At 68.7% G+C, this 12784-nt stretch carries 12 protein-coding genes; 5 read left to right on the forward strand and 7 right to left on the reverse strand.

Annotation, left to right across the window (positions count from 1 at the left end):
- Window positions 1–354 precede the first annotated feature (354 nt).
- The gene (gene clpB / locus AC1D0A_RS12800) at window positions 355–3012 is read left to right on the forward strand and encodes an ATP-dependent chaperone ClpB (protein WP_476945967.1); all 2658 of its coding nucleotides are present in this window, start codon (window positions 355–357) and stop codon (window positions 3010–3012) included.
- 123 nt (window positions 3013–3135) lie between these two features.
- Here the strand turns inward: clpB and AC1D0A_RS12805 are convergent, their stop codons facing one another.
- Window positions 3136–3906, reverse strand: coding sequence for a septum formation family protein (locus tag AC1D0A_RS12805; protein WP_243180650.1), 771 nt, complete (start codon window positions 3904–3906; stop codon window positions 3136–3138).
- A gap of 293 nt (window positions 3907–4199) precedes the next feature.
- On the opposite strand from AC1D0A_RS12805, the gene AC1D0A_RS12810 reads away from it, so the two are divergent.
- Together AC1D0A_RS12810 and AC1D0A_RS12815 are read left to right on the forward strand one after the other, a co-directional pair.
- Entirely contained in the window at window positions 4200–4433 is a 234-nt protein-coding gene (locus tag AC1D0A_RS12810) for a DUF3073 domain-containing protein (RefSeq protein WP_018774150.1), read from the forward strand.
- 273 nt (window positions 4434–4706) lie between these two features.
- Window positions 4707–5489 (forward strand): VOC family protein, encoded by a 783-nt coding sequence (locus AC1D0A_RS12815; protein ID WP_476945968.1) that lies wholly within the window; start codon window positions 4707–4709, stop codon window positions 5487–5489.
- 92 nt (window positions 5490–5581) lie between these two features.
- Here AC1D0A_RS12815 and purM read toward each other — a convergent pair whose 3' ends face one another.
- The 3 genes from purM to AC1D0A_RS12830 form a co-directional block, all read right to left on the reverse strand.
- Window positions 5582–6751 carry a phosphoribosylformylglycinamidine cyclo-ligase gene (gene purM / locus AC1D0A_RS12820; RefSeq protein WP_243180652.1) on the reverse strand — a complete coding sequence of 390 codons (1170 nt, stop codon included), beginning with the start codon at window positions 6749–6751 and terminating at the stop codon, window positions 5582–5584.
- Window positions 6748–8421, reverse strand: coding sequence for an amidophosphoribosyltransferase (gene purF / locus AC1D0A_RS12825; RefSeq protein ID WP_028275477.1), 1674 nt, complete (start codon window positions 8419–8421; stop codon window positions 6748–6750). Before purF ends, purM begins: the two co-directional genes overlap by 4 nt.
- A 64-nt stretch (window positions 8422–8485) precedes the next feature.
- The gene (locus AC1D0A_RS12830) at window positions 8486–8869 is read right to left on the reverse strand and encodes a hypothetical protein (protein ID WP_476945969.1); all 384 of its coding nucleotides are present in this window, start codon (window positions 8867–8869) and stop codon (window positions 8486–8488) included.
- Between the two features lie 89 nt (window positions 8870–8958).
- Between AC1D0A_RS12830 and AC1D0A_RS12835 the strand changes: the two genes are divergently transcribed.
- Entirely contained in the window at window positions 8959–9807 is an 849-nt protein-coding gene (locus AC1D0A_RS12835; RefSeq protein ID WP_476945970.1) for a class I SAM-dependent methyltransferase, read from the forward strand.
- Window positions 9808–9856: 49 nt separating this feature from the next.
- Here AC1D0A_RS12835 and bcp read toward each other — a convergent pair whose 3' ends face one another.
- The gene (gene bcp, locus AC1D0A_RS12840; protein WP_243180655.1) at window positions 9857–10336 is read right to left on the reverse strand and encodes a thioredoxin-dependent thiol peroxidase; all 480 of its coding nucleotides are present in this window, start codon (window positions 10334–10336) and stop codon (window positions 9857–9859) included.
- 240 nt (window positions 10337–10576) lie between these two features.
- On the opposite strand from bcp, the gene AC1D0A_RS12845 reads away from it, so the two are divergent.
- The gene (locus tag AC1D0A_RS12845) at window positions 10577–11527 is read left to right on the forward strand and encodes a serine hydrolase (protein ID WP_476945971.1); all 951 of its coding nucleotides are present in this window, start codon (window positions 10577–10579) and stop codon (window positions 11525–11527) included.
- A 51-nt stretch (window positions 11528–11578) separates the two neighbouring features.
- Here AC1D0A_RS12845 and AC1D0A_RS12850 read toward each other — a convergent pair whose 3' ends face one another.
- Entirely contained in the window at window positions 11579–12076 is a 498-nt protein-coding gene (locus AC1D0A_RS12850) for a peroxiredoxin (protein ID WP_243180658.1), read from the reverse strand.
- Between the two features lie 44 nt (window positions 12077–12120).
- Window positions 12121–12774, reverse strand: coding sequence for a winged helix-turn-helix domain-containing protein (locus AC1D0A_RS12855; protein WP_476945972.1), 654 nt, complete (start codon window positions 12772–12774; stop codon window positions 12121–12123).
- Window positions 12775–12784: the final 10 nt, after the last annotated feature.

Here is a 12784-nt window from a genome sequence, read left to right on the forward strand (position 1 = left end):
GGGCATGCTCATTGTTCACGCCCGGCCCGAGGGGACATGCCCAATGTTTGTGGCCGGCCCGAGGGGACATGCCCAATGTTGGCGTCCGGGCCGGGGGGACATGTCCAGCCGTGGACCCGGGCGCTGGGCATAGTGGCACTATGTCCACTCTTCGGGCGCGGGGGAGGGCATGTCCCGCGGCGGGGGTGCGGGGGGAGGGCATGCCCAGCGGCGGGGGGCGTCCGGGTGGCCGCGGGCGGCCGGCCCTAGACAGGCGTTTCGCTGTCGGCAAACATGGAGCCAGCCTCCCTCATTTCAAAGTTGAGCGATGTAGACTCAACTTTGATATCAGGACCAGTCCGGAAGGAGCCCTCGTTGGACGCCAAATTCACCACCAAGAGCCAGGAGGCCCGCGCTGCGGCCGCCATGAACGCCTCGACCGCGGGCAACCCGCAGCTCGAGCCCGCTCACTTGCTCAAGGCCCTCATGGACCAGCGGGAGGGCGTCGCCGTCGCGCTGCTCCGCGCCACCGGCGCCGACCCGGACGCCGTCAGCGTCCAGGCGAGCACCGCCATCAAGGCCCTTCCGTCGACCTCCGGGAGCAGCGTGCAGCAGGCGCAGTTGTCCCGGGCAGGGCTGCAGGCGATCAAGAATGCCCAGAACGAGGCCGAGCGGCTCGGGGACGCCTTTGTTTCCACCGAACACCTGCTGCTGGGCCTTGCCGCCGGGACCGACGGCGTCGGGAAGCTCCTGCGCCAGGCCGGCGCCTCCCACGAGGCGCTGCTGGCCGCCCTCCCGGGCGTCCGCGGCGACCGCAAAGTGGACAACGCGGACCCGGAAAACTCGTTCCAGGCGCTGGAGAAGTACGGCACGGACCTCACGGCGGTCGCCCGCTCGGGCAAGCTGGACCCTGTGATTGGCCGCGATGCCGAGATCCGGCGGATCATCCAGGTCCTGAGCCGCCGCACCAAGAACAACCCCGTCATCATCGGCGAGCCCGGCGTCGGCAAGACCGCCGTCGTCGAGGGTCTCGCCCAGCGGATCGTGGAAGGCGACGTGCCCGAAAGCCTGCGCGGCAAGACGCTGATCGCCCTGGACCTCGCCTCGATGGTGGCCGGGGCGAAGTACCGCGGCGAATTCGAGGAGCGGCTCAAGGCTGTCCTGGAGGAAATCAAGAACTCTGAGGGGCAGATCGTCACGTTCATTGACGAGCTCCACACGGTGGTGGGTGCCGGCGCCACCGGGGACAGCTCCATGGATGCCGGCAACATGCTCAAGCCCATGCTGGCCCGCGGCGAGTTGCGCCTCATCGGTGCGACCACGCTGGACGAGTACCGCGAGAACATCGAAAAGGACCCCGCCCTGGAGCGCCGGTTCCAGCAGGTCTACGTGGGCGAGCCCAGCGTGGAGGACACCATCGGCATTCTGCGCGGCCTCAAGGAACGCTACGAGGCCCACCACAAGGTCTCCATCTCCGACTCCGCCCTCGTAGCGGCCGCGACGCTCTCCAACCGGTACATCTCCGGCCGGCAGCTGCCGGACAAGGCGATCGACCTCGTGGACGAGGCCGCGTCCCGGCTGCGCATGGAGATCGATTCGGCCCCAGAGGAGATTGACCAGCTGCGCCGCTCCGTGGACCGCCTGACCATGGAGGAACTGGCCCTGGCCGGCGAGACCGATCCCGCGTCGGTGGAACGGCTCGCGGCCCTGCGGGCGGACATGGCGGACAAGAAAGAGGAACTCGCGGGCCTGAACGCCCGGTGGGAGGCCGAGAAGGCGGGCCTGAACCGGGTGGGCGACCTGCGGGCCAAGCTTGACGAGCTCCGCTCCGCCGCGGACAAGGCCCAGCGCGAGGGGGACCTGGAGACCGCATCCAGGATCCTCTACGGCGAGATCCCCGCCCTGGAACGGGAACTGAACGCCGCCGCCGAGGCCGAAGCGGCCGTGCCGGACAAGTCCGGGCAGATGGTGGCCGACCAGGTTACCGCCGACGACATCGCCGAGGTGATTTCGGCCTGGACCGGCATCCCCGCGGGGCGCATGCTCCAGGGCGAGAGCCAGAAGCTGCTGAACATGGAGCACGTGCTGGGCGAGCGGCTGATCGGCCAGAAGCAGGCCGTCGCCGCGGTCTCCGACGCCGTGCGCCGCGCCCGCGCCGGGATCAGCGACCCCAACCGGCCCACCGGCTCGTTCCTGTTCCTCGGCCCCACCGGCGTCGGCAAGACCGAACTCGCCAAGTCCCTCGCGGACTTCCTGTTCGACGACGAGCGCGCGATGGTGCGGATCGACATGTCCGAATATTCGGAGAAGCACTCCGTGGCCCGGCTCGTCGGGGCGCCTCCCGGGTACGTCGGCTACGAGGAGGGCGGCCAACTTACCGAGGCCGTGCGGCGGCGCCCGTACTCCGTGCTGCTGCTTGACGAAGTGGAAAAGGCCCATCCGGAGGTCTTTGACATCCTCCTGCAGGTGCTCGACGACGGCCGGCTCACCGACGGGCAGGGCCGCACCGTGGACTTCCGCAACGTGATCCTGGTGCTCACCTCGAACCTGGGCAGCCAGTTCCTCGTGGACCCCAACCTCGACGCCGCGGCCAAGAAGAACGCCGTCATGGCCACGGTCAACGCTTCTTTCAAGCCGGAGTTCCTCAATCGGCTCGACGAAGTGGTGCTGTTCGATCCGCTGAGCGTGGAGGAGCTCTCCCGGATCGTGGAACTGCAGGTCAAGGAGCTGGGCGAGCGGCTCAAGGGCCGCCGGCTGAACCTCGAAGTTACCGAGGGTGCCCGCGCCTGGCTGGCCGTATCCGGCTTCGATCCCGCGTACGGCGCGCGGCCGCTGCGCCGCCTGGTGCAGCGCGAGATCGGCGACCGGCTCGCAAAGGCCATCCTGGCCGGCGAAATCGCCGACGGCGACACCGTCCTGGTGGACACCGCGCCGGACCTGATGGAACTCACCATGGGCGGCCTGGGGGACAGGGAGCTGACCAGCGGCGGCGCGGCCACGGGCACCGGGCTCTCGGTCCGGCGCAAGGAGTAGGCGCCGGCCCGGGTGCGCTCGGTGCCACTGGCAGCCCGGTCCCGTCCCGGCCGCCAGTGGCGCTCAGCACCCTGCCGGCGGGCCAACACCGTGCGCCTTGCCAGCGCACTTGGCCGGGCAAGCCTAGGGCAGCAGGGACTCCTTGATGACGTTTCCACCGTTCGCCGCGGCGTAGCAGTCGACCCGCCGGTCGCCCATCTCCCAGCTGCGCGGGCTCGGGTAGGCCAGCTTGTAGCTCAGGTCGTAGTCGCCGGCCTTTGCCGTGAGCGGAGCCGCCTTGCAGGCATCGCGGGCCTTCTGCTTGAGCTGGTCCCGGCCGGGGTACGAGTCATCTGGCCCGTATTTTTCCACCGCGACCAGCTGCGCCGAGTGGCCGGTGGCGCAATCCACGACGGTGGACTGTTGCGCATCCGGGTCGAAGTCCTTGAAGCAGTCCCGCAGCTGGAAGTCCAGGGGGCTGACGCCTTCCAGCGGCAACGCCCCGCGGCTGGCGGGGGCGGACGCCGACGAAGCGGCGGGGGCCGGGCTGTCGTTGTCCGCGGAGGCCTGGCCGCTGCCGGCAATTGCGGCCACAGCCCACCAGACCAGAAGCGCAAGCACCACGAGGACCGCCGCGGCCACGCCGAGCCGCTTTGGCCCCTGCCGGCGGATCCGGCGGACCAGGGGACGTGCCCGCCGTGAGAGAGCCTTCTTGGTGCGTGAGAGCGCTTTCCTGGCGCCGGCGAACGCGGTGCCGGCAAGGGCCGGGCGCGCGGGCTTCGCCGCTGCGGGTGCCGCCGCAGGATTCGTGGGCCGCGCACGGTCGGCTGTAATGACGGGCAGGGCGGACGTCGGCGGCCTCGAGGGCGGCGGCGGGATAGTCCCGGCGTCGTTCCTTGGATTCTCTTCGGTCACTGAGAAATTCACCACTTCCGTGCGTCTTTGCCGGGGCTGGAGGCCCGGCGTAGCGGCCCTTTTCTGGGCGCACATCACGAAACTCTATCGAAGATGCGCGGCACCGCGCATGCGCCAGCGGCTGCGGCCACCGTTGCGGGAGGCGCCACACTGTCCACAGGGGGCGGGCCGGCGAGCAGTTGGCGCCGAAAGCATGTAATCTAGGTGTACGACAAATTGACCAAACATTCCGGGGCCTCACCGATCGCCAAAAGGTGACCACCTCCGGTCCAAGTACAAAAGGGGGTCACGCCATGGGGCGCGGCCGTCAAAAGGCAAAAGCTACCAAGCAGGCTCGGGACATCAAGTACTACTCCCCGAACACTGACTATTCGGCCCTTCAGCGCGAGCTCACGGGCCCGGGAAGTCGCGCCACGAGCCACTTCGCGGATGACCCGGTTGAACCGGATTATTCAGCGTATGTGGATAAGTACGCGGACGATGTGGAAGACGACGACGACGAGGTTGATTCCCGTCGCATAGGTTAGTCGACGCTTCCTTCCGGCAGTTTTCTCCGGGGGATCCATCCGGCACCGCGGTGCCAGCCAAAGATTTTCGGGCCGCCGGCCACACCTGTAACAGGCGTGGCCGGCGGCCTTTCTTGTGCCCGCAGCCGTCCGTATCCGGGCCGGCCGGCTGGCCCGCGCTGCGCCGCGGATGAGCGCGGATGAGCCGGCGCAGTTGTCACCGGCGGGGCGCCGGGCTAGGTTGTTCGTGCCGGATTTTCCCGGACGCCACACCGATGCCCCGGAAGGACTGCCATGACCATGCGCAAAGGATTCGCCGAGGGCGAGCTCTGCTGGACGGACCTCCAGACCCCCGACGTGGAGACGGCGAAGGTCTTTTACTCGGAGGTTTTCGGCTGGCGGTTTGAAGACCTGCCCACTCCGGACGGACGCAGCTACGCGAAAGCCTTCCTGGGCGACGACCTGGTTACCGTGCTCGCGCCGCAGAACCCCCGGCAGGAAGCCGCGGCGGAACCGGGCCGGTGGAACGTGTACTTCGCGGTCGACGACGCGCGGGACCTGGCCACCGAACTGGCCCATTCTCCCGGGCACCTTGAATTCGGCCCCGAGGAGATCGGTGACACCGGCGTCATGGTCTTCTTCGCCCCGCCCGGCGGCGGAACCACCGGGGCCTGGCAGGCCGGCAGCCACATCGGAGCCGGCCGGAGCCAGGAGGCGGGCACCTTGGCCTGGGCTGAACTGCTCACGCCGGAGCCGCAGGCCGCCGTCGGCTTCTTCCAACAGCTCTTCGGGCACGACGTGACCGAATACCCCCAGGACGACGGCGGCACCTACACCACGCTCATGGTGGGCGGCGCCGAGGTGGCCGGCATCGCCCGGGTCCCCGGCGACGCGCAGGACACCCTCGAGCCGGGCTGGCAGGTCTACTTCGGCGTCTCCGACGTCGCAGCGGCGGTGCAGGCTGCGGTGGCCGCGGGCGGCGTCGTGCTGATCGAACCGGATGAGATCGAGGAAGCCGGCACCATCGCCACCCTCAGAGATCCGCAGGGCGGCGTCTTCAGCCTGCTGGAGGTTTAGGGCCGCGGCTTAAACGGATCGAGTGCTCCCCAGCTGCCGTTCTGAGCGTTCAAAACGGCAGCTGGGGAGCACTCGACATGGGTCGGGCCCGTTTAGGCGTAGGCGTTGACCAGCCTGACGGCGCCGCCGTCGACGCCCTTGGCGCCCTGGACGTAATCCGGGCCGGTTTTGAGGACCGCATCCGAGTTCTGCTCGACGGTGCCCATGATCCAGGACGGCAGGCCGCGGTCGTTGAGCCGGTTCACGGCGGCGTCGGCCGCTTCCGGCGAAACAATGGCGACCATGCCCACGCCCAGGTTCAGGGTGCGCTCGAGATCGGCCAGCGGGACGTTGCCGAGCTCGGAAACCAGCTTGAAGATGGCCGGGAGCTCCCAGGTGGAGCGGTCGACGGTGGCCAGCAGGCCCTGCGGGAGGACGCGGGCGAGGTTGGCTGCGAGGCCGCCGCCGGTCACGTGGCTGAAGCCGTGGACGGCCTTGCCGGCCGCGGAGCCGTTCACCGGGAAGGTGCGGGCGAGGTCCAGGCAGTCCGCGGCGTAGACGCGGGTGGGCTCGAGGAGCTCCTCGCCCAGGGTGCGGCCGAGCTCGGAGACCTGGCGGTCCAGGGCCCAGCCGGCGTGGTTGATGACGCGGCGGACCAAGGAGTAGCCGTTGGAGTGCAGGCCGGAGGAGGCCATGCCGATCACCACGTCGCCGGCGCGGACGCGGTCCGGGCCGAGCAACTGGTCGGCCTCGACGACGCCGGTGGCGGCACCGGCGACGTCGTACTCGTGTTCACCGAGCAGGCCGGGGTGTTCGGCGGTTTCGCCGCCCACCAGGGCGGTGCCGGCGACGGAGCAGGCGGCCGCGATGCCGCGGACGATGTCGGCGATGCGCTCCGGGACCACCTTGCCGCAGGCGATGTAGTCGGTCATGTACAGCGGTTCTGCGCCCACGACGACGATGTCGTCCACCACCATGCCGACGAGGTCGTAGCCGATGGTGTCGTGGATGTCCATGGCCTGGGCGATTGCCACCTTGGTGCCGACTCCGTCCGTGGAGGTGGCCAGCAGCGGGCGCCTGTAGGTCAGCAGCCGGGAGACGTCGTAGAGGCCCGCGAACCCGCCGACGCCGCCGATCACCGAGGCGTTGTGGGTTGCCTTGACGGCGTCCTTCATGAGTTCGACGGCGCGGTCTCCCGCTTCGACGTCGACGCCGGCGGAGGCGTAGGTGATGCCGGCGTTCTGGGCGGCGTTCATGTCAGCGGCCGGGGAGGCGGAAGTCATACTGGCTCTTTCTTGTCGGCTGTGGTGACGCGGTCGGCATCGGTGAGCAGTTCTTCGAATTCTGAGTCCGGCCCCGGATCGCAGCCGGTGGCGCCGGCCTTCTCGGCCGGATCGTCGGAGATCGACGTGCCGGGTTCGGCGTCGGACGCTGCGGAGGCCGCGGGCGCCGCGCCGGAAGCAGCCGTGGCGGGCGGGAGGCCGCCGAGGTCGGTGCGCTCGAGCAGGTTCTTGCCGAGCTTGTCCGCGCCGGGCAGCTCGATCGGGTACTTGCCGGTGAAGCAGGCGGTGCAGAGACGCTCGCGCGGCTGGCGGGTGGCGTCGATCATGCCGTCTTCGGAAATGTAGGCGAGCGAGTCGGCGCCGATGGCCTGGGTGATCTCGTCGATGGTGGCGCCGTTGGCGATCAGTTCCGCCCGGGAGGCGAAGTCGATGCCGTAGAAGCAGGGCCACTTGACCGGCGGGGAGGAAATCTTGATGTGGACGCTTGCGGCGCCCGCCTCCCGGAGCATCCGCACGATGGCGCGCTGGGTGTTGCCGCGGACGATCGAGTCGTCCACCACCACGACACGCTTGCCGCGGATCACGGATTCGAGGGCGTTGAGCTTGAGCCGGATGCCGAGCTGGCGCAGCGTCTGCGAGGGCTGGATGAACGTGCGGCCCACGTAGGAGTTCTTGACGAAGCCGTGCGCGAAGGGGATGCCCGATTCCTCGGCGTAGCCGACCGCAGCGGGGGTGCCGGATTCCGGCACGGGGATGACGATGTCCGCTTCCTGGGTGTTTTCGCGGGCCAGCTGGCGGCCCATTTCGACGCGGGATTCGTACACCGAGCGGCCCGCAATGGAGGCGTCCGGGCGGGCGAGGTAGACGTATTCGAAAACGCAGCCGGCCGGCGTCGCCTCGGCGAAGCGCTGCGAGCGGACGCCGTCCTCGTCGATCGCGATGAATTCGCCGGGTTCGATTTCGCGGATGAAGCTGGCGCCGACGGTGGCGAGGGCGGACTGCTCGGAGGCAACCACCCAGCCGCGTTCAAGCCGGCCCAGGCACAGCGGGCGGATCCCGTAGGTGTCGCGGGCCGCGTAGAGGGTGCCCTCATCCATGAAGACGAAGCAGAAGCCGCCCTTGATCTTGGGCAGCAGCTCCATGGCCGTCTGCTCCAGGGACTTGCCCTCTTCGCCCTCCAGGAGCGCGGTCACCAGGGCGGTGTCCGAGGTGTTGCCCTGCTTCATCTCGCCGCTGAGGTTCCCGCCGTTGCGGTCCTCGATCATCGCCTTGAGCTCGGCCGTGTTGGTCAGGTTGCCGTTGTGGGCCAGGGCCACGGTGCCCGTGGACGTCGCGCCCAGGGTGGGCTGGGCGTTGGCCCAGTGGCTCGCACCGGTAGTGGAATAGCGGCAGTGGCCGACGGCCAGGTGCCCGGTCAGGGTGTTCAGCGTGGTCTCGTCGAAGACCTGGGAAACGAGGCCCATGTCCTTGTAGACGTTGATCCGCTTGCCGTCGCTGGTTGCTATGCCAGCCGACTCCTGACCGCGGTGCTGCAGTGCATACAGCCCGTAGTAGGTGAGTTTTGCTACTTCTTCACCGGGTGCCCAGACCCCAAAGACGCCGCATGCGTCCTGAGGGCCTTTTTCGCCTGGGAGAAGATCATGAGAAAGTTTTCCATCGCCGCGTGCCACTGGTCGATTATCTCACGATGTGCGCTAAGACTTTTCCGGCGGCCGGTTTATGACCTGACGCCCTTCAGCGGAGGTTCCCGCCGCGGCCCTCGTCGTCGTCGGCGTCCGGTGCGGATTCGACGACGGCGTGCTCGGCGCGGCGGACGCTCCGGCGGTCCAGGACCAGGGCGGTCGCGGCACCCACGATGACGCCGCCGGCCGCGCAGAGGACCATGAAGAAGCCGAAGACCGAGGAGCGGTCGAAGCTCGGGTCACCGGGCAGGGCGTAGGCGATGATGGCCGCGACGGCCACGCCCAGGAGCCCGCCCAGGATCAGGAAGGGAACATATTTCGGGGCCCGGCGGACGGTGACCTCGCGGCGCTCCGGAACGCCGCCCTGAACGTTGCCCTGTGCCGGTTCCCGCTGGGGGTCGTTGCCTGCTGTGCCGGGGGTTTCGTGGGGAGACATGCCGTTAAGCCTACTGCCCTTCGACTCATTGCCGCGGACCGCATCCCAGAGCAGACTAGGGCTAGGTACAGACGAGCTAAGGATCCGCCATGTTAGCCTCAGCCGACCGTGTTCGTGAGGAGCAGCGCTTGCTCTGGGATGAGTTCTCGGCGGGGTGGAAGAAATGGGACGCGGAACTGCTCGGCTGGCAGGCCCCGTTCGGCGACGCCCTCCGCCAGGAGCTCCGGCTCCGCCCCGACTCAGAGGTGCTGGACGTCGCGGCAGGCACGGGGGAGCCCGGCCTCAACGTGGCCGCGCAGGTGCCGGAGGGCCGTGTGGTCCTGACTGACATTTCGGCCGGAATGCTCCGGGTGGCAGAAGAGAAGGCATCGGCCCGGCGCCTGAACAACGTGGACTTTCAAGTGTGCGATTCGGCCGCCCTGCCGTTCCGCAACAACACGTTCGACGCCGTGTACAGCCACTTCGGTTTGATGTTCTTCCCGGTGATGTCCGCGGCCATGGCAGAGATGGCGCGCACCGCGAGGCCGGGCGCCCGGGTGGGCGCCGTCGTCTGGGGGCGCGCGGCGGCAAACCCCTGGGCCAGCCTGATCCTGGGCACGATTGCCCGGCACCGGGAACTGCCCATTCCGCCCGCCGAGACTCCCGGGCTGTTCCGCTGCGCACCAGCGGGTTTCATGACCCGCATGTTCAAGGAGGCCGGGCTGGCCGAGGTGGCCGAGCACCAGGTCAGCACCGACCTGGTGCACGAATCCCCGGAGAGCTACTGGGAGTTCATGACCGACATCGCGACTACCGTGGCGATGGGCCTGGCCAAAGCGGACGCGGAGTCGCGGGCCCTGATCCGCTCGGATGTGTTCGCTCTGCTGGGCCGCTACGAGCACGACGGCGCGATCCGGCTCCGGTCCACCGCCACCGTGGTGGCGGGGACCAAGGTCTAGCCAGGCGGGCGGCCCCGGACTGTTGGCGACGCTGCGGGGCGGTGCGGCGTCAGACGCCCAGCGCTTCCTTTAACGACGCCACGTGGCCCTGGGCCTTGACCTGGTACTGCGCCAGTTTCACGTTGCCCTCGGGGTCCAGCACCACGGTGGAGCGGACGATGCCCTCCGTGACCTCGCCGTGGACCAGCTTCTCGCCCCACGCGCCGTAGGCGAGGGCGACAGCGTGGTCCTCGTCGGCCAGGAGCGGGAAGGTCAGGGCGAAGTCGCCGGTGAAGTGGGCCAGGGCTTCGGGGGCGTCGGGGGAGATGCCCAGGACTTCGTAGCCTGAGCCCTGCAGGGACGCGAGGTTGTCGCGGAAATCGCACGCCTCGGTCGTGCAGCCCGGGGTCGCGGCCTGCGGGTAGAAGTACACAATGACGTTCTTGCCGCGGTAATCGGCCAGGGCCACCGGCTTGCCTTCGGCGTCCGGCAGGGTGAAATCCGGGGCCGGCGTGCCGGGCTGAAGCTTGACGGTCATGTTTGCGCTCATGATGATCCTTCGGGGAGGGGACAATGGGTCTGTGATGCACAACATCGTGGACCCAGGCTGTATTCCGCCGGCTGAGCCTGGCAAGGACCCGTCCGGGGCGGCTTTGGCAGGCTTGGGGCCGACAGCTTTTTCATAGCTCCGGCATAGCTGCCGTAGCTAGATTGAAGTCATTATGGAACAGCAAAATCCACAGCAGCGACGATTTGGATTCGGGCGCACTTCCGGCCGCGGGCGCGTCGAGTGACCGTCCGGCCACGGGCCCTGATGGGTGCGGTCTGTGCAGCAGTGCTCGCGGTCGTCCTGGCCGCAGGTATCTATTCCTTTGCGCAAGCCCGCTTGACGGCGGCGAATCCCACGGCGGCGAATCCCACGACGGCGAATCCCACGACGACGTCGGCCGCGCAGTCTGCCGCGACGACAGCTGAGGCCGGTGCTTCGCCGTCAGCCAGTCTCAATGCTGCGGTCCAGGCATCCGGCCCGGCGTCGGGCGCGGTGGACGCGGCCCTGGACGCGCGCATCCAGGCCATTCTCGCTGCCAACAGCCAGTACCAGATCGGCGTGGCGCTGGTCGGCCTCTCCCAGGGCGCCGGTTCCGCGGACGTCCACGAATACGGTGTCCGGGAGAAATTCGTGGCCGCGAGCACAGCCAAAGTCCTGGCCGCGGCGGCCTACTACCACTTGGTCGAAACCGGGGCGGCCAGCCTCGATGACCCTTTGGGGAGCTACACCGCCGGCTTCCAGCTCCGGGAGATGATCCAGCAGAGCGACAATGACTCGTGGTCGCTGATCATGGACGCAGTGGGCCACGAGGAACTGACAGAGTACGCGGCGTCGCTGGGTGTGAGCTATGACCCGGAAACCAACACGCTGACACCGGCGGAAATGGCGACCATCGTCTCCCGCCTCTACTCCGGGACGCTCCTGAACGCCGACCACACCGCCGAGCTGTTGTCCTATATGCAGGACACCAACTACGAAACACTCCTTCCCGCCGCAGTGCCGGACGGGATCACGGTCTTCCACAAGTACGGGCTCCTGGGCGGTGAACTGCACGACGCCGGCATCCTCGCCCGGGACGGCACCGCATACGCCCTGGTGATCTACACCAAGGGCAAGGACCTGAGCGACGTCCCGGAACGCACTGAAGTGATCCATCAGCTGACGCAGGCGGTGGCGGGCGCCCTCTTCTAGGCTGTTTCCAGCCCGCGCATGTCCGGGTCCGCCCGCATGGCGTCCGAGCCCCTAGATGCCAAGCTCCTCCCGCAGCGCCCGCACGTGGCCCTGCGGACTGACGTGGTATTGCGCCAGGACCACGTTGCCATCGGGACCGACAACCACGGTGGACCGGACCGTGCCTTCGCGGACCTCGCCGTCCATCAGCTTCTCGCCCCAGGCGCCGTACGCGAGGGCCACAGCGTGGTCTTCGTCCGCGAGCAGGGGGAACGTGAGCGCATGTTCCGCGGCAAAGGCGGACAGGGCCTCCCGGGCGTCGGGTGAGATGCCAAGGACCTCGAAGCCTGCGCCGTGGAGGGCAGCGAGGCTGTCGCGGAAGTCGCAAGCCTCGGTGGTGCACCCGGGAGTGGCTGCGCGGGGGTAGAAGTAGATGATGACGTTTTTGCCGCGATAATCGGCCAGGGAGATCCGGCGGCCCGCAGCATCTGGCAGCGTGAACCCGGGTGCTGGATCTTCGCTGTGCAGCTTAGTGATGGCGTGCAGCTTGGTGGTCACGGTGGATTGCATGCAGTTCCTTCGATCGAGGGTCGGGATGGTTGTGGCAGCGGAGCTCAGATGCTGTATTCCGCTGGTCCGCGGACCGTCGCCCGCGGACTGGGGACGAAGCGGTAGCCGCCGCTGCGGACGGTGACGACGGCGTGCCGGCAGCCCTTGAGTTTCCGGCGCAACCGGCCGACGTACACGTCGATGGACCGGGTTGCCGCGCCCGGGGTGTCGAACGCGTCGAGGCAAAGCTGCAGCTCCTGCCGGCTTACCGTGCGGGAGCAGTTCTGCACGAGACATCTCAGAAGCGTGAACTCCAGATCCGTCAGGGGCACCCGCTCTCCATCCAGCCTGGCGTCTCCGGCCGCGAGGTCGACGGCGAGCCGGCTGATGCTGCCGGGGACGGGCTCCAGGCCCGCCCCGCCGGTGTCCCCGGCGGGATCTGCTGTTCCCGCCGGGGTGCCGTCGTCTCCGGGGGACCGGACGACGACGGCGGATGTTGCGGCTCCGGCGGCGGGCCTAAAGTGGACTTCCGCCTCCGGGGCACATCTGAGGGCGCGGCCGAGCACGAGTTCGGCCGCGCGGGCCAGGCACACCGGGTCAACCTCGGAGTCGTCCGGCACCGTGACCCAGACCGCCAGTCCCTTCGCGGTGAGGCCGGCCTGCCGTGCCTGCCCGTTATGCCGGGCCCGTCCGTGAACGGCGGGCGGGGTGCCGGCCACGGCCGCCTGG

The sequence above is a fragment of the Arthrobacter sp. P1_D4 genome, from assembly GCF_056406115.1.